Annotated in this window: 9 protein-coding genes; all 9 read right to left on the bottom strand. The window is 36.8% G+C overall.

What is annotated here, in order from left to right:
* Positions 1-7 precede the first annotated feature (7 nt).
* The 9 genes from D1B32_RS24255 to D1B32_RS12210 are packed head-to-tail and all read right to left on the bottom strand — an operon-like array spanning position 8 to position 22,258.
* Positions 8-631, bottom strand: a complete 624-nt coding sequence (locus D1B32_RS24255; protein ID WP_240033783.1) for a hypothetical protein — start codon at positions 629-631, stop codon at positions 8-10.
* A complete protein-coding gene (locus tag D1B32_RS12245) occupies positions 631-978 on the bottom strand; it encodes a hypothetical protein (RefSeq protein ID WP_118889560.1) in 348 nt (115 codons plus the stop codon). Before D1B32_RS12245 ends, D1B32_RS24255 begins: the two co-directional genes overlap by 1 nt.
* Before the next feature lie 2 nt (positions 979-980).
* Entirely contained in the window at positions 981-1,397 is a 417-nt protein-coding gene (locus D1B32_RS12240; RefSeq protein WP_118889559.1) for a hypothetical protein, read from the bottom strand.
* Between the two features lie 12 nt (positions 1,398-1,409).
* On the bottom strand, positions 1,410-7,592 hold the full coding sequence (locus D1B32_RS12235; RefSeq protein WP_118889558.1) for a lysozyme family protein: 6,183 nt from the start codon (positions 7,590-7,592) through the stop codon (positions 1,410-1,412).
* A 12-nt stretch (positions 7,593-7,604) separates the two neighbouring features.
* The gene (locus D1B32_RS12230; protein WP_118889557.1) at positions 7,605-14,408 is read right to left on the bottom strand and encodes a hypothetical protein; all 6,804 of its coding nucleotides are present in this window, start codon (positions 14,406-14,408) and stop codon (positions 7,605-7,607) included.
* An 11-nt stretch (positions 14,409-14,419) separates the two neighbouring features.
* Positions 14,420-20,260 (bottom strand): hypothetical protein, encoded by a 5,841-nt coding sequence (locus D1B32_RS12225; protein WP_118889556.1) that lies wholly within the window; start codon positions 20,258-20,260, stop codon positions 14,420-14,422.
* A gap of 15 nt (positions 20,261-20,275) precedes the next feature.
* Positions 20,276-20,992: a hypothetical protein gene (locus D1B32_RS12220; protein WP_118889555.1), complete on the bottom strand. Its 717-nt coding sequence runs from the start codon at positions 20,990-20,992 to the stop codon at positions 20,276-20,278.
* Positions 20,993-21,007: 15 nt separating this feature from the next.
* Positions 21,008-21,445, bottom strand: a complete 438-nt coding sequence (locus D1B32_RS12215) for a hypothetical protein (RefSeq protein WP_240033782.1) — start codon at positions 21,443-21,445, stop codon at positions 21,008-21,010.
* Positions 21,446-21,496: 51 nt separating this feature from the next.
* Complete coding sequence (locus D1B32_RS12210) at positions 21,497-22,258, bottom strand: hypothetical protein (RefSeq protein WP_118889553.1); 762 nt, start codon at positions 22,256-22,258, stop codon at positions 21,497-21,499.

Below are 22,258 nucleotides of genomic sequence, written 5' to 3'. Positions count from 1 at the left end.
CACTCCTTTATAAATTTAATGTATCTTTAACTACTATTGGCTCTCTGTTATCACTATCTATGATAGCGTAGAAATCAATTTGCTCAATAGAAGTTGGAACAGCACGAACAGTTACATCACTATCTGAGAATCGTGAATCATATGTCAAAGCATCCTTTATTTGTTCCACGCCTCTTTCACCGGTTTCTCGTGTGTTTGACTCTCCTTCCAACAGCTCTAAATTAGCTCCTAAATTTGGATGAGACCTCCAATCACCTTTCTGTGTCCGTAACCGATTAGTAGCGTCCTGTGCTCCTGATTCATGTCCTGTGGTCATCTTAAAGTCAACACCGCCTGCATTATCAGCTTCACCTAGCATAAAATCTCCTTCAAGAATACGATACAAACGATAATCGTAAGGTAGGTCAATTGGAGGTTTACTGTCTAAGTAACTTGTTATTCCATCTTCTAATGTCACTACTAGTTCCCATCCCTCTGTTCCCATAGGTTTACGATAAATGGAGTAACCTCCTGCTTCTTCAGACTTTTCCCACTGAAGGAAGAATCCTTTTTCATGAGGAATGACTTCAAAATCTCTAATCATTTCTTGTCCAAAAAAAGAAATATCCGTTTCACTATAATTACCAGCCATTAATTATCCTCCTTTTGGTGTATGATTTGAAGAACATCTTTGTATTCATTTTTTATGAAAGTAACTTGCTTATTAAAATCATGTGTTTCCACACTATTGCTGAAGATTCTTAGATTAGGTGCGAAAATTGAAAGACTCTGTGTCTCAGGATCCATACGAAAACCTAATCCATAATCTGCGTAACCTTCTAATCGTCCATTGTCTCGTGCTAATATGCCAACACCATTCGATTGATTAATCATCCCAATATCATTAACTTTAGCTTCTGTTCGCTCCGTATCTAAATCATTAATATTGGAATCTACATTTTGGTCAAACTCATATAAATCGTCTTTCCATTTAGCCAAAGTTAATCACCTCCTAAAAGTCCACCTAAAAAGTCTGCAGCAGCATATTGAAATGTGTTCTTTGTCAATTCCCATTGAGAAGGTTCACGATAGTAACCTGTGATAACTGGGAAAGCAGTATCTCCATTAATAAACTGAACCCATACTCGATCTCCTTTTACTAACCCATTTGAAATTATTCCTTGGGAGTATACCATACAAGGGACACGTTTTAATATCTCATCTTTTTTCCCACGATATACTTTGACATCTGCTGTATGTCTTTCTGTATCTTTGAACTCTTGATCTTTATGCTCATCACAGTAACATTTAAATGATTCAGGATGGTAGCGAATCACATGGCCGATTAGACCATGTGAACTCTCTTCCTTTGACTGCTTTGCTCCTTCTTTCGATATACTTTCTCTTAAACGACTCAAAGCTTTTACCTCCTATCCTTTGAGAGGGTATGATAAGTGCAAGTGATTATGATGATTATTTGGTTCATAGGTGAATTGTACTTTGGGATATTTGCGTTTCATATTTTCAATAATGAACCAATCTCCAAAATAAATTCCACTAAAACCTGCTTTAATAGATGCTTCAATCAACTTGACTGCTTCATTTTTATCATTACCGTTTGGAAATCCAAGCTTTCCTCCAGAAAGTCTTCTCATTGTATTGGGGGTATCAATATCTACCCCATATCCAGTACCATGCCAGTTTGGATCATTTGCTCGATAAGCACTTGTAATATTAATTGTTTTCCCTGTAGACTTTTTATAATCCTGAGCTATTTGATTTAATAAATCAAATGTGCCTTTTCTCATCAAGCTTGTACTTGATCCAACTAATGTAACATTAAACTTTCTATCATTAGCTTCTCTAGCTTCAATCAATTGACTTTTAGCTTGACTTAAACTCAATCGATATTTTGACCTTCCTTCTGACCCGATTGTGGATGGTGCGTCATCTGTTCCACCTTTTGGATATTCATAGTAGCGCATGATATTTTTAATGTAATTTTTATCTCCATATCTTTTCCAACCCAATTGGCTTGCTTTCATGTCAGAGAAAGCATTTGCTAATTCTTGTGTCCATGCTCCACCACGCTCTTTAACATAGTTGATAAATCCACCACCATAGTTATAAGCTTGCATAGCTAGGGCGACATCTCCACCTGCTGAATTCATCATCTGTATGAAGTATTTTACACCTTGCTCTAAACTTCGACTTAAACCGATAGAGTTTCGAGGGAGTCCTAAGCTTTCTGATGACTGCATGACATCTGGATATCGTTCATAATTACCACCAGATTCTTGCATTGTTTTTGCTTTTAATATTTCCGCATACTGGGGAACACCTTGTCTTTCTGTTTCTTTATCGATCATCGGTCCAAGCTTATTAAAATACTTTGATAGATTAACAGCTTTACCATTAAGTGAAATACTTCCTGTACCATCCCACTGCTCGGTCTCTGTATCACTGCCCTTAAACAACAGATTGAGGAAGTTAGAGAAAATACTTTGAGCACTCAAATCCTTTTCTTGAAGATGAGTATATTGAACATTTTGAGCTTCTTGTGTCATGCTAACTAAATATTCTAAGCGCTCTGCAATCTCTTTCTCTGCTGCTGCTACATCTGTTTTATACATCTCTTCAATAAGTCCATTATCTTTATACATATGACTGGAAGATATCCGTCCATTCAAAATGGTGCTTAAATCAACTGTTTTTTGAGATGAAGCACTTCGAATTGAAAATAATCTAGCTCCTGCATCTTCACTGTTTGCACTTTCTGCACTTATATACATATCTAAAAGCGGTCCAGGAAGATGTTCATAAAACTTTGTTAAATCTTCTGGTATGGATTCGACTGAACCTTTATTTCCATTTATACCTGCAGTGAACTCAAATCCATCTTTTTTCAGAGGAACAATAATTACAGCTTGCCTATTCATTAAAAATCTTTCAGTAAACTCACCAACTGTTGAGCTAAGAGCTGATACAACTACACTTTCTATTGCTAAAGTTACAATACCTGCAGGTCCTAATAAAGCGTGCTTTGCTTTCCAAGCTCCTTTAACTACAGATCCCAAAGCCTTTCCACCACTCAAAACTTTCTTAGCTCCCTTTTCACCCTTCAATAAAACTGTACTTGCTTTTTTATTTAAGTTAGGATACTTCTTATTGAAATCTTTTATTGTTTTAGATGCATTTAATTGCCCTTTCTTCAACAGGTCTTCTAAGTCTTTCTTAGAAACATTACCAAAGGATTTAGAGAGACTATCAAATGTTCCATTTTTCTTCCATCGGTCAATATCAAGCTGCGGTATTCTATTTGTTACCTTAGAAGCGGTTCCTTTAAATGTTCGATGAGCTTTACCCATCTTTTCTTTTGTGCTTGACCAGACTGCGTTTAAAATAGGAAATGAACCTGTATATCCTTTTGCTTTTAAAATATTGTGGGCAATCATTCTAGTGGCAGCATAAGCTACAACTGTCATCGCTCGTGCAATGGTATTAAAAATAGTTTGATCTTCATTGTAGGCAATTACATCAGGTTTTATCATTGTTATGAATCCTACATCGTGATTCATAACGTGAATAATCTCCTTCATATCTGCGGGACCAACCATATCTGTATAAAAGTCTTGAAGTAGCATTGTGTCGTAAGGCTTCACAGAGGGATCACCAGGAACCGTCAAATAACCATCATACATATCTTTTACAAAATCACGTAGTCCTGCAGCAGTTATTTTAAGTGCAACACCTTCATCAAAGAACCATTTAGCTGGTTTATTTAACATATCTCCAATAAAGGGAACTGCCCCTAACGCTGCTACTCCTTTAGCATTCAATGTTGTATCAATATTTACTGTCTTTTGTTTCTCTGGCCATATATTACTATCTACATAAACTGGTGGGGTTACATTCAGTTTACCCTCATTGTTATATGCCCCTACTGCAACAGTATACATATTGTCTTCCGTAGCTTTAATCCCATTACTAATAATGGATGTGTAACTATCGTAAGAATGCAGTTGTTTGAACGACTTGATTTTCTCACCAACAACTTTTTCTGATTCTAAGTCAACTTTATATCCATAGGTGATTGGGAAGTATGGTTTCCCTAAAAAGATAGTACTTCTTAAACCAAATGGATGGACCGCTGTTATCATGTCAGACCCGACTGATGCTCCAATGTTTAGAACATCCCATATCGTCTTATCATAAAGGTTAATATTAATATTTACCTCATCTGATTCTCCAATTCCAAGACCATCCTTTAATCGGTTGTACCATTTGCTTTGATCTTCATGAAGGAGCCCCGTCGTCTGATAAACATTCATATTTACTTCAGCCCGATCCCTGCTCTCCATAATTCCAAGTGTAAATAAATCTTTAAAGTCTGCAATTCCTTGAGGTAATCCAGTTTCACCGAAATGCATTACACCAAGTGCATGATCTTGATATTCTTTGTTGCTTAGTGATGCAGAAATGTTTGACCATAATCCTCGTGAGTCAGTTAATAGCTCATCGATAATTTCCGTTGGCTCTTTTTTGGAGCTTAAAAATCCACTGGTTTCATCTTGTGGATCAATATCCATCATTGCATTTAATTTATTCGTAAGCTCTATTCCATCGTCTTGAGCAATCATTGTTATGGTTGCTCCATTATTTTGAAGACTTGTTATAGTTCCATTCATGATAGTTGGCAGTTCAGCAGCGTTTGCTCCATATCCCATTCTCATGTGAACCCTAACACCTGTACGAAGATAAATACTCTTATAGAAGTTAGAATTTCGATGTCTGCTTCTCTCTTGAGCTTTTGCAACAGCGCCTGGCATAATTGATGCAAGGAACATATCGCCAAATGAAGTATGCGTTAAATCTTGTGCTTTCTCACTATCACTTAAGGAGCCGAATACATTACTTAATTCACACACTAGTGTACTGGAAGCTTGCTTCCGACTATTATTGTATGTAATGTCACTAATTGCTCTGTAGTGAAAGTACTGGTCTGACATTTTTGCACTTCCTACAAATTGTCCTTCATCAATAAATGTCATAAAAAATGTTGGGAAAGCCCTAACAAGTCTCCCTCTACGGTCATATTCAAGCATATCATGCATCATTGTTTTTTCTAACTCTGTTGTATCTTCAATATCGATATCAGATTGCTTAATATTAAGAGTTGGATTGTCATCATCAACGGTATAGATGGTGGCCTTGTAATCTTGCACTTTTAGCTTCCCATACTCTTTCTGCAACTTTTCATATCCCCATGCTTCTGTTCCATCCAATACATCTAGTAAGTGCTCATAAATACGAAGGATACTTGCTCTCGGTTCTTGCCCTTTATTCATCACTGCAAGAATTTCTCGGTCATGTTGCAAATAGAGAGCAGACATAAGAATGAATTGCGCTTTGTAGCTATCGTCTAAACTCGTATTAGGAATATCTAACATTTGATGCAAGCGATCTGTATTAATTCTCTCATCTTCCATCATGGAACCTGCAACTTCCCAATAGTACTTCATGTAACGCATTCCAACATCAACATTATACTCTATGCTTTTACTAATTAATTTAGCATCCCCATATTGATTGGAAACACGCATAACACCTGCATAATCCGCAGATCTATCTCCACCTAGAAGGTTTAAATTGGACCCCATAAAAATTGGAGAGCCAGCACTACTATTATAGATCCCACCAAGTTCAGGATTGTCTCCCACTTCATAAAAATGCCTTAACTTGGAGTCAAATGCTTTCGCAAAAGCTATTGGATAGATTTCAGGAATTTCATATACCTGTGCAGATTTTCTTATTAAGGCTTCCATCTCAAGGGTAGAACGATTTGTAGTATCTTGATTTGCATTGACGTTTTCAGAAACACCCAGATTCGGAACACTGTTTTTTGTAATAGTCTTCATTTCTTCTACTTTTCTATCAGCAACTTCATCAAGCTTTAATCCACCTTTAGTAACCGTAGCAGTTCCTCCAGTGGCATCATACATTTTGATGTCGCTGCTTCCTGAATCAATAGATTCGCTTAATAGCTGAGCATAGTCTTGAAAACTATCATACTTTATAAAAAAGTCTGGATCTACAAAGACTCCATTGTTATTATTTATTAAACTAAATCCAGCTTCTCTTACTTCATCATATGTTGGAAGCTCTAAGTCTGGATAAAGTTCTGCCGCACGAAAAGCATTAATAACATGTTCATTATAAATAGCTTGTTGTTCTGCATTTTGCTGTATTCCAATAGACGTGTGTATTTTCTTAAATCCTGCCATCGCATTTTGTAAGTATGGATTTACAATAGTACCACTTGCATCCCAGTCTAACCCCAAAGTCATTGCACTTACTTCATGCATTTTCTTTTCAGCACGATTATAAGCCATTAAGGTCAATGTAATGTCATACACACCTGGCATACCTTCTATTGTATTGATACTTACATCATCAATGACAACACTTTTCACTCCATAGAGCCTTGCTAATTGATGGTCAATCTCAAGGAAACCATTTGAAACTTCTTTGTGGTATTCACGTGTCAGATAGGATGTCCTTCTCATAAGATCTTCTAAACTGGCAACAGACTCCATATCATCTGTCTTAAATCGTGCTACAATTACAGTATCCTGAGAACCTAAATATTGGTGTGCAGGAGATTGATGCATCTGCAATTGATAAGATGAAATAGAGTTTTCAAAACTTATGCTAAAGTCTTCTAGCTCCATTCTTCCTAAGTCCCAAGTTTCATAATGCAAATCATATTCATACATTGCTTTTGAATATAACTCATCATATTCTTCATTAAACTGTTGTTCTTTGCCTTTTTTCGTTATAGGCTTAGCTCCATCTTTCTTTGAACTGATAGCATTTTTGAAGAAATCACCTAAGCTAGACCCATTCTTATCTTCCTGCCAAGCCTTAATTAGCTCTTTCTTCTCTTTGTTCCATTCACGTATTGCTAACAAATCATCTTCAGCTACAATACGAAACTGAAAATCGTTTGTCACCTCTCCACTTACAGGCTCAAAGTAAGTTAATTGCTTATCTGAATTACTGCCAAACAATTGCTTGAAGACAGGATCAACAACTTTTACCTTTTTTAAATGCCTGCCATAATACCATCTAAATAATGGCCAATGAAACATCTCATCAAATGTCTTTTCAGTAGAACCATATATGTACGCAGCTGGTTCAAATGCATAACATTGAATAATTGCCTGCAATGTATTAGGAAAACCTGGTGTGGTTTGCACTGTAACATTCTGTATTGTAATTGCTTCTACCTTATGTGCATCATTTAAATAAGTGTTTTCTATTGGTAAAAATGGGCACTTTTTACTTTGTGCCAATAGAGGTCTTAACTCATCATTTATAGACCTTACATCTGGGAAGAAGATAGTTAGTGTTATTACTCGATCAAAATAGCCAGACTCTTTCGGCAAGCTGTTTTTCCCTCGCATTACAGAAACCTTTTGATTCTTCATCATTCGATGTACTTTTATATCTGTTGGAGGTAAATAAAACTGTGTATCTCCAATACGCATATAATGATCACCGAGGACCCCATAACGGGAATCCCGGTCATCAACTGCTAATGTTGTAGCCATTAAAGAACCTCCTTACACATTCTCCTCAATCTTATCTCTATACCAGAAACGATTAAGCTGCTGTGTATTATCAGTTGTGTTAATTGTTATTCGTGGATTGCTAGGATTCATTTGTGAATCTACCATTCCTTGATTTATCATATGTGCCAATTCGTTGTCATTTAAAGATCCACCTCGTGCATTAACACTTATATCAGCATTTGCTGAATAGCTCCCTTGATTCATATCTATTGCTGGCTGAACAGGTGAGTTGTTAACTGTGTAATGCATTTCATCTTGTGGAGCCTCGATTGGATCTTTATGTCTAAGAATATTGTATCCTCCCAGAGCTCCAAGTGCAAGCCCCGCTCCAATAATTCCCCACTTAAAGTTTCGATTATTATTAACAGTATCCATCAAATCTGAAATCTTGTTTCCAAATCCTTCAGAGCCGCCGGATAAATCTACTCCATATTCCTGAATAGCTCCTTGCATGCCACCTAATCGATCAGAACGCATATGGGCGTTTCTGGATTCATATGGGTCTACTCGAACATGAGAGTTCCCTTCCATGTCTGTAAATGTTTGCTGATTATCTACTCCTAAAATGTTTTGAAGCATTCGCAATGTGCTGTTCGTTTGAACAGTCTCATGCATGGCCGCTTCTCCTTGAAGTAAGTCATGGATATTTTTTAATCCGACATCTGTGTTCAATCCTCGTGATGTACCAAACTTTAGTGAAGGATTATATAGGCCTTGGTCTAGGTTTTCATATGCTTTACTTAAACCAGAGAAAGCTTTTTCCATCATTTCTAAATTGAAGTCTTCTTTAAAATACTTTTGCTGTATTTTTCTGGCTTCACTGAAGTTATTATTGTATACCGAATTAATCATTTCAATAGCAGGAGCACGACCCTCTTCTACGGTTAATCCATGTTTTGAAGAAATAAGCTTTTGCTCTAAATCCTGACCCATTTCGTAAATAGCTCTGCGCTCTTCTGAACCATGATTTAGATATTGGTCAGCAACTTGTCTCATATATAAGTTTAAGTTAGATGCAGAACCAACTACCCGTTTACCAATTTTCGCTGCCATTTCCTCTTGCGTATTTGGATCAAAAGGACGAAATGCATCATTATCTCCAAGCACATACTCTGCATTAAATCCTCGTCCGCTTCTAGCAGAATCTCCTAGCTGTTCCAGATATGCTTGTTCTCGATTTTGTTCTTGTAAATTATATTGTCTTCTCCACTCTTTTTGGATGTTATCATCATCTAAGACAACAATGTTGTTATAGTCACCATCGGAGTCAGCCTTCATTAAATCAGATTGCCAAGAAGTAGTTAAAAACTCTCCTTTTCTTGCGTCTTCACTTACACGCAATTTTGAAATCTGAACAGCATCACTATGGAACACTGGATAACGAGTATTCATCACCATTAAATCATCTATACTCTTTCCAGCTACCCGCTGCTCCTCAATTGTTTTTAACTTATCATAAACACCTAGCGCCTTCGCATCATCTGGTGAAATAAATGTAAATTCACCTTCAAGCGCCATTGATACAGATGGATCTAATAATTTAAACAGGCCGCTTCCAGATGAAGGCATGCTAGCTTTCAATACACTGCTCCCTGTTTGTCCTTTAGAAGAAGTGATATCTTTTACTGTTTGATCAAAGTATCGATCCACAGCACCCTGCAAACCGTCCATCGAGCGTGCTCGTTCATCAATGGAACCTGCGCCAATTACATCTGCTGCTCTCCTGTAAATGTCACCAATGCTACGTTGAAGCTCTCTTAAGTGAACTTCTCCATTAGCTCCTTCTAAGTTAGTAAATGGAATGAAAATTCGATTTAATGCTTGTCTTTCCCCACTGCTTCCATTTATGTTTGCAGTCACTCTTCTTGTGTCGCCATTTGTTTGCTGAACACCTGGGAGCTCCAACCAAAATCCGTGAGCATTATTATTACCATGCAGTCGTTCAATGTAGTCTCGATCAAAAATAGTCTGTTGATACGTATTTGTATCACGATCAATTTCAGGAAGAGATCTAAAATCATCAACACTTAATGTCGAAGCATCAGAAACCAATGTATGGTTTTCATTGACAGCTCCACTAACAGCTGCAATCATACTCTTTGTTTCATTTAATCTATTATTCTGTTGAGCTTGAGTCATCATCGTTTCATATACTTTATTATAGGTTTCAGTGAGATTTAGGTCTTTAAAGACCCCCATTTCTCGATGACCCCAGCTCACTCCACCATGCTCAAACTGTCCTAAATCATTACGACGGTATTTCTTCGTTATATTACCATCTCTATCATGACCCACTTCTAAAACGATTCGGCCTGTTTCATCTATCATTTTACTGTGATTACTTACTTTACTTACTCTTGCTTCAAGAATCGCAAGTTCGTCACCTAAAGATGATTGGTCGATTCTTCGGAGAACATTTCCTTGCTCATCCCTATCCACCAAACCGAGCTCTTCAAATATATTTTCAAAACTATTTGCTGGTATATTTGGGTTTCCTTCTTGAATGAATGACCTACTACTTGCATCCCAATGAAGACCAACTGTTGAAGCGAGATTTATGGTTCGGTTAAACTGAGTCTCTAACTCCATACGTCTTAACGCTTTTCTGCTTGCTTTATCTGTTACAGGAGCATCTATTGTAGCTTGAACTAAATCATTACTTAATTGATGCGCATAGTCTGCTAATATTTTTGCTTTTCCTGACAAGAACATACCATAGTCACGGTGCTTTTTAATGTTTGGGTTAAGAATCATACTGACGGAATCATCACCGGTTATAGCGGACATTAAACGTCTGCTGATAGGAACATCTGTCATTTTCTCCCCTTCAACGATATACTTGAAGGCATCTTCTTCCCACGCAACACCTACACGACCATTCTGCTGGATAACGGTACCTGGGTTAGGACCTTGATATCGCAACTCTCTTTGATACCCATTAATCATTTCATATCCTATTGCCTGCCCCGGTTGAACAGTATCTCCATTTCTTGAATTACGAAATAGTGTTACATCGTCCGTTTCAGATAAAATCTTCTGCTCTGTTACTTTAACCTGCTCTTGTAAGTCCTGAGAAATCAATCCTTGTTGTTCATATATACGTGGGATTTTTGTGTGGTTCCATGATCCATCTGCATTGATAATTCCCTCTTCTCGCAGAAGATCTAAACCTTTTTCTGTTTCAGAAAGTGAGTTTATTCGATCCATTAATGTTCCATCGTTAATGAAGGCTGTTTTTATTTGCATTCCTGCTGCGTCTGAAGGATTTGTTTGTCTCCAATGATTAACCCATTCTCGTTGTTTATTAGTAGCAACTAGTTCATTAAAGCTCACATAGCCTTCTGTATTATTTAAGATGTTTTCTTGCACTTGAGCGTTTAATAAATGAGCATTTTGTAACTGAACAGAGTTATCTCGACCTTGGAACGTATAATGACCATAAGGTAGAAATTCTCGAATATCCAGTTCGTTAAACATCATTTGAGATACATGTTCACCTTTATTTGTTCCTGCAAAGAGATTTAAATTGTTATCTCTTAACCAATCTCCAGCTGCTAATGAAACTTCATATGCTTTGGCAGGCTTTAAATCATTTACTGATACATCTGGCCTTAACCTTCCACCTTCAAATGCTGTTGTATAAAAATCATCATTTGTCAGTCTGTTTCTTGCATATAAATCTTTAACCATTGCTGTATCAACTTCAACATTTCCTTGTTTGAAAAAGTCAGATTGGTTATTGTTCATGTTGAAGCTATCATTAGATGTTAAGTTTCTCTGTATTCCAGAAAGATTTCTTAAGCTTTCATTTAGAACTCTTCTGGCACGATTATTGGCACCTTCGATATCCCCTTCATCAAAATCTCTTAAGATTCGGTTCATATTACGAGTATAATTATCTGCAAGCTGTTGAGTGGAAGACCTTACTACAAACTGGCCATCTTGATAATCCATGTATCTTCTTGCGTTAATACGTCTATTTCCAATTTGATGTACACCATGTTCTCCAACTAAAGGAACATTAATGCTTAGGGCATTGGGGTGCTCCTGTCCACTGCTGATAGCGTCAATCACGCTTGTACTATTTGATGGATTGTAAATGGAAATTCTAGCATTAGCTGTTTGCTGGTCCATGCTTAAAGCAACATGATGTTGATTAAATTTGCTGTTTCCTACAACACTAGACAAAACACTTTCTAACGCTTGTCTGTTGTTCGGTGACAATCCACTTAAACGAGATTGATCTAATCGCTGAAGTGCTCTTTCTACCTCTGGACTGAATTCAACTTTTGAACCTGTTACTTGCTGTGGGTTGATTCGAACCTGATTCATGGATCTAACTTGTTTGACCGCTTCTTGGAACATTATTTCATTTGTTGCTAAATCCATTTGCTGAATAGCATTATTATATCCAAGTGATATTTGTTGAACAGTGCTATCAAAGTCAAAGACCTTACTTTGCAAAATGTCTGTTGCTTCGATAATGGCATTTCTAACTGTAGCGCTTTGATTATTAATATTAATTAATTCGTTAGCTGTATTTTCATTTATAACATCGTTACCTTGTAATGTTTTTAAAAATTGGTTCATTCGCTCCCGGTATCGATCTTCTCTCAATTCAGGCGTTAAATCTCCATTTTGACTTATATCTCTACTGTAAACATATCGACTTATGCTTTGCTCAGTTGAGCTCCATGAACTCATATCTAAAGAGTGTTTTGTATTTGTATTAAAGTCTGTATATCCAACTCTTCGGTTTTCAAATTCTTGTAGAGGAATAGTCTCTTTTGCCATAGGGAATGCTTCATTTACTTTCTTTGTATATAGATTCCAAGCTAAATCCCTTTGTGTCGGCTCAGACAAATGACTTTCAATATATTTTAGGGCAGGTTCAAAGGCTGGCCGTTCTGAAATAAGTCTTTCTCCCATACGGAAGAAGTTTTCCATTTCTCTCTCATTTTTTACCCACGACTTTGTTTCAGGATTCCATAAGCTGTCGAATCCAGAACGAAGCTGCTCCATCATACTTTCATGAGTGATACGATTCTGCCTTAACGCATGATAATCAGGTCCTTGTATGTTTTTATCTTTTCCACTAAGACGTTCTTCTAGAACTTTTGCATTTTGATACGTTCGCTGAGCAGCATTAAACCCACCTGTCCTTCCAGTTCCTGCTTTCTCCAAACTAAACAATCGTTCATACTGCCGTCTAGCACTATCTGTTAATCGAGCATCTGATACTCTTCTACGTGTTTCTTTATCTAAACCATCCCAATTATAGAAACGATTTTGCATAAAGTCTTGAATCTCATGTAATGCATTGTCGCCTTCACGAATAATAAAGTTGTGTAAATCTCTATCCTGATCGTAAAGTTTTAATCCATATCGATTCGTATTTCCATCAGATAAATCAACGATTCCTTCCAGATCATAGAATGTTTTTGCATTAATGATAGTTGTATTAAAAGAATCATTAATCGGATTGTACACACCTGTTTCTGGATCAAACTTTGCTGCAAAGGATAATTCGCCATCTCTTCTTGCTCGAACTCCACCCAAAGCAAATAAAGTCTGTCCTCTCTCTACTGGTGCATCATTCCAACTAAACTTTTCAGTTTGAAAATTAAATCCATCTCCAATGCTTGTTTTGCCATTTTGAATTCTATCTTGAATATGAGGATTACTTTCTTGTATAACTCCAGCTAATCCTTCTAACCCAATATCGTGAGTAGCACTGTGCGCTGCTTCCGTATCGTATCCTAAAGTACTGCGGAATGCTTGTAGTTTTGTCATCCCAGTACTAGGTCTGCTTGCATCTTGATTTAATAAGCGATGTAAATCTAAAGGATTAGGGAATGTTGTTTGAATAACACGAAAGTAGTCTAAATGTTTATTGGGAGTCAGCATAGGATTATTTCCTGCTTGCTCTCCAAAAGCCTTTAATTTTGGAATATCAAATGAATCTCCATTGTAGGATATGAAATAACTATCATTGTTTTGATGAACAAATTTATTGAATTGATCAATCATTTGATTAGAGTTTAATCCATATTTATTTTCGCTTAGATTTTCTAAACCTGACTCTGCATGTTGTAACACATTACTCATCTTCTCAATAACTCTTGAAGCAATCATTCTTTCATCTTTAAAGAAGGTATTAGCTAAACTGTTATGACCAAAGTTAATCATATTGCCATTTTGACTTTCAAAAACAGCAGGTGTTACTCCGCCATCGGTTCGAGTTGAATATCTTGTTAAGTCAACAAGCGTACGCTTCTTCCAATCTTCCAACTTATTGAATTGATATGGATCCTGACGTAATTGAGTGATAACTTGAATCATATCATTTTGTACAGACTGCGATGGTGATCCAACAAGTGTTAAGCTTTGGTTAGATGGCTTAAATTTATTTCCATTTCGCTGGAACCCTTGTACTGCAATTTCAGAAATGCTGAAGTTATCACCATGAAGAGCATTTCCAAGTGTTTCAATATCAAATGTGAAAAATTGATTTGCAGTTGAGAAGTCTTGAAATTTTCGCATTTGATCTTGCCCCATACGACTATGCGAACTATTCAACAACCGATATGTTTGTTGGTTGTCAAAAATGTCTTTACTGTTATTGTTTTGATTCACAACTTGGGCCATTTTTTGCACATTATCTTGATAGTTATAATTATGGTAATAATCTCTTCTTTGAACTGGGTTGAACATTGCCACCAACTCTTGATTACCTTGAGCTGGTGGCAAATATGTTAATCCAAGTGATTCTAATCTCTCTTTCATCTCATCCATTTAATCACATCCTACAAATAGTCATCCATATGGTAACGGAATTCATCTTCAATTTCTTGGCTTCGGTCTTTTTGATAATTCACTCTTGCATGTGTTTCAGAACCGTTATTTGGATGAACAGTCACTTGAACATCATGCAGCCCTTGTCCTTCCAATACTTGTCTAATACTATCTTCAACTTGCTTAAATCCTCCAAACCTTGGTGTATCATATGAGTCTGGCAACCTAGGAGCATATTTAGATGCTTCTACATCATCTTCCCAAAAGTTAAAATCAGATAGGTTTAATCCGCTATCTTGAACAACTTGAACCTTTATATCTTCTAATGAGTATTGAGGACTCCATCCTTCCCAATCTGCATCTGGTATTGCATACTTTTCTGCATAATATGATAAAGGTTTTCTTTCCTCAGTTTCCATTCCCCACAGGGCTTGATAAATTCTTCGTTGGTTCTCAGGAATCAACTCTAAAATCTCATCTCGATCTTTTGTTCGTGCATTTGCAAAATCATTAAAGAACCAACGATCTTTATATGGTAAAGCCTGCATTATATTAAGTCGATCTTCAAACGGATCAATAGCATATAACGTAGTTTCTGCTTGTTCTTTATAATATAATGCTTGAGCAACTGGCTCTGGAAGTTGTAATTCATCCCACTGTTCTGTTAGCTTAGCCAACTCCCGATTAATTTCTTTTCGTTCTTCTTCCCATCCATTCGGTTGAGTAAGATAAAGTTCTTGTTTTCTTTCTTCAAGCTCACTGCGACGCTGCTTTGTTTTTCCTTCTTTTTCTTCTACATAATTTAAAAACTCTTCAGCATCATATCCCATATGAGATAATTCAACTTTAGCTTTTTCATAGAGTCCTGTGTATTTCATATACTCTAATACATCAAAATACTCATTAATATCATGTTCAATACGCCTACGCTCTGGTATCCATCTTTCACCAGTTGAATACTCATAAGCTTTTCCATAAAGATTGGCACCAATTCCACCAATCGCACCAATAAGTGCCCCACCTTTGGTTCTTGATCCCCCACCTAAGAAGATTCTACCAATGGTTCCACCAAATGCAGCGCCTGCAACACCTGCAATTAATGGATTGTCACGACCAGCTAATCGTTGAACGGCAGGAATAGCATAGTCAGTGACACCAAAGTTTTGCCACGTTGACCAGTCTTGCAAATAAATTTGGTCTCTTTCATATTCTTCTAGAGCGGTTCTGACTTGTAAAAACTTAGTATTAAATGCTGTTTCTGCGTGAGCTACTGTTTCCCATCTTGCACCTGCAGCAATTTCTTCTGGAGTAAACCTTGCCCACACACCAGGGGCAGAGAAATCTGTTTGAGATTCTTTCATTTCTCCTCGTTCAATAATTTGCCTATTTAGGCTTTCTATTCCTTTAAAGACAACTGCTCTCATTGTTCCATAAGTGTCGTCAGAAATACGATGATTCTCATCAGCATCAACACCAATAGTGATGCGATCACCAACATCGATGTATTTCTCTAATACACCTTCAGCATTTGATCTAGCATCGATGCCCGCTAATCGAATAGGCTGGTCGCCATATTCTTTGGCGAGGAAGGTGTAATCATCTAAAAATTTTGTTACTGTTACTTTTTCCTTTTCAAGTTCTGCATCCTTGTACATATAGTCATGGAATTCATATTTTCGATTCCGTTGAGATACTTGACGTTTAATTTCAGCTGCTTGCTTTCTTATTTCTGGGTCATCTTCATACTCTGTTACATAGTCTTTCCAGAAACGATATTCATCTGACCATGGTGCAACATCTGCCAGTATCTTAAGCTTATCAAAAGCTCCATATCTTCCTGTTTCATCAGGATGTAATGGGTTCATCGCTTCATAAGCTTCTCCTGGTAAACGATATACTCCATTTGGTATTAAAGAATAAGGATCACCTGTCTGGAAATTAATAAAATAATTTCCTCCTGGTAACCAGTCAGGCATTTGATTTCGAATGGGATTATAATGCTCTAATTGCCCGCTATCTCTTCGTATGAAACGTCTGCCAATCTCTGAAAGACTTCCTCCTAGAGAACCTAATTCAGAGTCCCAGAAAGCGTTAGATGCATTATAAGCTTGGTCTGCTTTTGCTATAACTTCTTTTCCTGCATAAGGATCTCTTCCAAGTAGCTCATCCATGAAAATCCAGTTATATACACCGTGTGGCTCCAGCCAGTTACTTGCCATCTCTTGCGCTCTCCATTGTGCACTTCGAGGGTCATTTAATTCTGCTAATTTCCTGCGATCTACTTCTTTTTGGTACTCATAAGTTGGTGCAAACAGCCCTTGTGGACTCGTTTCAATCATTCGCTCCATGTTTTGCTCAGAAGCAATAAAAGCACTATCTAAGTCAACATATGCACCATTCATTCTACTTGGAAGATAAATTGTTTTTCCTGATTGCAAATCACCAATAATCATGTCGCCTGTTTCTTCATTCGTCTCTGAATCAATTCTTCTTCTGGCAACATAAATAGGTGCTTCCGCTCCATAGTCTTGAATTGATGCTTCAACATTATATTCAACACGACCTGAAGGAGAAATACGAGTTGTTACTGGTCTTGATGGCCGTTCACCTAAACTATCAGCACTTTCCTGAATGATTTCTGGTTCAGCCCAGTACTCTCCATGCATTTCTCGTGTTGGCTTTAAAATCTGTCCTATGGTCATATTTCCAATATCTCCAATGAAAGGAGTATTACTATTGAAGAAATCACCTGTTAAAAGATAAGGCCGATCATAATAATGCTTTTTCTCAAACCAGTAAGGATCTCTAGTTCCAATTAGAAAGGAAAGAGCTCCTAGTGGGTTTTCAAACGTTGGAAATAAGGAATGAGCATACTGCTCTTCTCCGCTTCCAATAACATTGGTATACTCCCAATCACTGTGGGCTTGCCTATAACTATTAGGAGCAAATTCAATGATACGGTCTCCACGATAAGCAGTCCGTGACCCGATTGCCCACCATCGACCTTTACGAATCTCATCTGTACCATGGAGGATATCATCGTATGTCTCTTCTACTGTCATTGTATCTTTATCAGATAATGGAGAAGATATTCCAGTTACAGCTCCCATCATTTGATTAAGAAGAACACCAGGACCTACTTCACCAAATCCAGGTAAATGAATAGATGGCATTGCTTCAAAATGTTCAATTCCAGGACGCAGCATACGTTGTCTTTCTAAGTCAGCTATTGAATCGAATTCTTCCCTAGCACCAGCATCAGCTAACCGCTGATGAGCTTTATAGTTTTCCCATCTTTCCGAAAATCCTGCTCCTGTATATTCATCCATCAAATAGTCAGCGTACTGATAACCTTCAACACCTGCGACAATCGGAAGTCCACGCTTTAAAAGCAAGGAGCTCCATATTTGCAACGGACTTCCCATAGAAGCTCCAGATAAACCTAGTCCAAGACTGCCTAAAGCTTCTTGTAAACGATATGCTGGATAATAAGATCCAAAGATAGATAATGTAGTCATGTCTTCCATATTTCGAGAACCAGTACGTAAACTTAATTGTCTACCTAAATCTCTAATTCCATCAATACTTTTTAAGTTATCCCAAACATTTGACTTATTAACTGCTACGTATTCATCTGCAATTTGATTGACATGGTTTGCATTTGTGCTTTTATGAAGCAATGGATTTACTTGTTTAGATAAAGTATCTAGTCCTTGTTGGAATGTTTGATTGATATTATCTTTGCCTAACAATAATTGGTTGGTTTCACTAATGAGGTGCTCATAGTTTCCTCTTAAACTCTTTCCAGCTTGCTCAAACATTTGTTGATTTATTAATCTTTCAGCGTTTTGAAATTCAGGTTTTGTTAAAAGTCCTTCACTACTTTTGTCTTTCAATATGTTACGTAAAGTATGCTGTGCTTCTCGAACAGGGACACCTGAAGTAATCGATTCATGCTGTGCTATTTGGCGAACCAATTCTTTACCAATCTCTTGATTGATTTGATCCATTCCTGTTTTAACTTCTATGCTGCCGCCTAAGATGACACTTGTTCTTCCTCTGGGCATTGTTCTATTTAAGACTTCTTCCGGGTTTCGATCAAAGTTTCTATACAATTGATTGAATTCAAAACTTGTCCGATAATTCCCTTCACCAAGATGCTTAAATAGCTTAAGCATATCTTCGTCTCGTCCAAAATGAATTCCCATATCTTTAATTTCAGTCTGTAATGACTGTGGTAAATGTGATTCTATTTGATTTAATACTCTAGGTGATAGTCCAATCGTATTTTCATCTAAAAATCTCTGTAAGAAATGATACTCTTCAGGTGAATCAATACCTTTAGATAAAGCCTTATTAATACGATTTCTGTCCCATTCCGGGTCAAAGAACTTACTAAAAACACTAAAACCTTCTGATGCAATTGGGTCTTTCTCTTGACCACCTATATCCAAGGATTTAAAAAGTCTATTATTCGTTACATCGACTCCCATAACACTGCGGGTACCATCTGTCATAACACCACTTGCTTGTCGAGTGATTGTGGAAACAGTACCATATCGAGAAGAAGTAAGATACATCTCTCTATTTGGATTTAACACTTCAAGCGGTTGATTACTATTAATTGCGTTATCATCAAATAATCGCATGAATCTTCCACCAGAAAAGACTACATCTTCTGTCAGAGCTTCACCTGGATTAATATTCATGTGAGCATTCAACATAGGTTGAATACTACCTCTTTTAAAAATACGGAAGCTTGACTGCTCTCTAGCTGTTCGCATATTAATCATGTCACGAAAATGCATTAATCCACCAGGCATCGTATGTGACCACCACTCCATAGTGTTTCTTCCGACATTATCAAATGCCTTATAATCAGCATAGCCTGATACTTTTCCATCTTTCAATGTGACATATAGATTGTTATCAAAAATTGCATCCTGAAACCCTTTATTGTGTTTGGTTACATCTTTAATCTGACCAAGTACATCTTCATTTAAAACAATTTGTTTTGATTTATGTAGCTCTAATACGTCTTGAATGGTAGCTTGACGTTGACTCTTACCTAAAAGAGACTGCTTAATTGGATTATTTTGCTTTGTGATAGATTCAATGTCTTGAGCTGTTGACTGCCTTAATTTTTCTTGAACGTTTTCAATCCAAGCTCTTCCTTCTTCAGATCTTCTAGAAAAGTCTTGATCCCGGTTATTCTTTCTAGCGTCATGCACAACATCAAGAACATCTTTATCTTGAACACCTGACTGTCTTAATAGGTGATTGATATCGGAAGCACTTCCACGTTTTAAGATGCCGGTATACCCTGATGCCAATCCTTTCTCAATCTGATTAGCAGTTTCCCTTTTTATAGAAGGTGAGTTTCTAATATCACGCATCACAGACTGAAAACGAAGTCCTTCAGAGATATATTCAGGAACGTCCTTATTGATTAGCGTATCTCGTTGACGAAGGTAACGAACCATATCAAACTCTCTACGATCTAATAAGTTTGATTGTTCTTGACGCAATTGCATTAATTCATTTCGTCTGTCTTGTATCTTCAATCCACGATCTCTTAAACCATCCAAGCTTAAGTTTTTCAGTATTGGTGATTCCTCTGAAGAGACTTCACGTACTGCCTGCCTGGTTGGTGCAACAACATCATCAAGATATCTTGCCATATGGCGCATAGCACCTGTTCTATATCCTACCGCTAATGCTCCAGCTGCAGCCGCAACTCCAAGGCCTAATTTTTGATAAAATGGCATTTCATTACGTTCTGCTTCTGAAGCAAGAAAACGTCGATAGTCATGTTCTCTATTCTGATAATCTTCAACTCTTACTTCTTCCACAGAAACACCCACCTATTAATCAAACTCACCTTTTAGATTTTCTTCTGATGCAAACCAGGACAACTCTGGCATCATGTCATTAACATTACTTAATTCAGTGTTGATTTGTTTTCCTTTTTTCGTTTCATTTTCCATAATCAATTTTAGACCTTCATCTTCCATTTGAGATGGAGATACATCATTTTTATTAGCATGAAAGGTGTTCTGATATTGCTGCTCTTGAGGAATTGCTTCTTCTTGAGGTATATATTGAAGCGGAACACCTCTAAGTTCTTTTAAGATATATTCTGCTCGTGACAGATAATACATCGTTTTATCAATAGTCCAGTTACCTATTTCTTCAATAGGATATTCAGGAAACGCTTCATGAATAATACAGTCAATTTGATAATCAAAAATCATCATCTCTTCACGATAGTTACTTAGCAATTCTACTTGCTGACCTTGCATTAAAGAGGATGAATGAATGATATGATTAGATAAAACTTCTGCAATTCCTGCTAACCCCTCTGTAAAATCATATTCAGGATAAAGTATGCAGAGATTACATACTCTTTCCTGGCTTTGTAGAATATCCACTTCATCATCCATAATGTCGTTATACTCTTTCTTTCCAATCAATCGATAAATGAATGTATATGAAAATTCTCCTTCTTTATCGCCAATAGTAATTTCATATATGTCTTCATATTTAGTTTTAAATTCTTCTATTTCTTTTAAAGGAAGAGCCATATTATCACCTGCTAATTACAACTTAATTGGAGCTGTTTGTGCGACAAATCCAGACTTATCCATAATCATTGAAAACAACGTAGTTGGAATACCTGCTTTCTTTTGTCGAGCACTGATACTACTATAATTTAAAGGAAATAATACACAAAGATCTGTAAATGTTTCCTCTTTATCAAATACTGTCATATCTGCTTTTGAAACAACTTCTCTGTATTCTTCTCTATATAATGTTCTCCAGATATATGTTTCACCATCAAATGGTGTGAAATATATATCTTCATATTTATCCTTCCAGGCTTCAACTTGTTCCCTAGTTGGGCCATTTTTAAATACTGGCGATTTCCACTCTTCTTCTGTAAACTTTTCTCCACGTTCTGTGAGGACAGTTTTTACATCCTCCTCTTTTACAGCTTCTTCTACAACGGCTACTTCTTGATTATTATTTTCTTCCATTTCAATTCTCCTTTGAATGTAATGCATTTCATATTAATATTATAGATGTTTTTAACCTTTAATGGAAGTCCTATTTAGATCCTGCGCTATAAATGTATAAGTCTCTTGAACAGGTGCTCCCTGTCCAGATGTTCCTGCGCTTTTTTGTAATCCTGTTATTTGAACCCCATTTAAACTTTCAACAGTTAAGTTTGGCTTCATACGTTGAGAATCTACTCGATAGACACTATTATTTCTATATGTTTCTTCTACAGGACCATAATGTATTCTAATGTCAAAGCCATCTTTATTGTTTCGTTGAAAATATGGTTGATTGGGTAGGCTAAGTGCATTAGACTCACTCATTTCAGACTTACCCCAAATGGCCTCTTCATATTCATTTGCAATTTGCTCAAAACTATCTTTGCCATAAAGTGCAAGAATCTCATCCAATCGATACTTATCATAGTTTTTAATATTAATTGGATTAGCACCAGCAGCTGCACCTACCACATGATTAATGGCGTCTGCGTGATCTAATATTTTTTGAAGATAACCGACAGATGTAAAGTTCATTGTAAACATTCCAGATATCATTCTTCTCCCTCTCGCCAACTCATCGAAGGTGTAGGAATTATAACCATAGATAGGTAGCACTTCTTCTTGCATTTGAAATGATAAGTCTGTGATTTCATCCACCCATATATCACCAAAATATATGTGCATGTCTGCTCCCGAAAAATATTCTTGGCTAAATAACTGGTATTCAACACGTGTATCCCTACGGTTATATAAGTCTCGCTGCGGAGCAAAACCTCTCATTTGTCTATTCAT

The organism is Oceanobacillus profundus (genome assembly GCF_003515705.1).
In the GTDB taxonomy this organism is placed as follows: Bacteria; Bacillota; Bacilli; order Bacillales; family Amphibacillaceae; genus Oceanobacillus; species Oceanobacillus profundus.
The sequence above is the reverse complement of the archived record's forward strand: the minus strand, read 5'-3'. Positions and strand labels throughout refer to the sequence as shown.

What these genes read in the sequence shown, in the direction of transcription:
- D1B32_RS12220 (WP_118889555.1), bottom strand. Translation starts at nt 20,992, where the DNA reads ATGGCTCTTCCTTTAAAAGAAATAGAAGAATTTAAAACTAAATATGAA.
- D1B32_RS12215 (WP_240033782.1), bottom strand. Translation starts at nt 21,445, where the DNA reads ATGGAAGAAAATAATAATCAAGAAGTAGCCGTTGTAGAAGAAGCTGTA.
- D1B32_RS24255 (WP_240033783.1), bottom strand. Translation starts at nt 631, where the DNA reads ATGGCTGGTAATTATAGTGAAACGGATATTTCTTTTTTTGGACAAGAA.
- D1B32_RS12210 (WP_118889553.1), bottom strand. Translation starts at nt 22,258, where the DNA reads ATGAATAGACAAATGAGAGGTTTTGCTCCGCAGCGAGACTTATATAAC.
- D1B32_RS12235 (WP_118889558.1), bottom strand. Translation starts at nt 7,592, where the DNA reads ATGGCTACAACATTAGCAGTTGATGACCGGGATTCCCGTTATGGGGTC.
- D1B32_RS12230 (WP_118889557.1), bottom strand. Translation starts at nt 14,408, where the DNA reads ATGGATGAGATGAAAGAGAGATTAGAATCACTTGGATTAACATATTTG.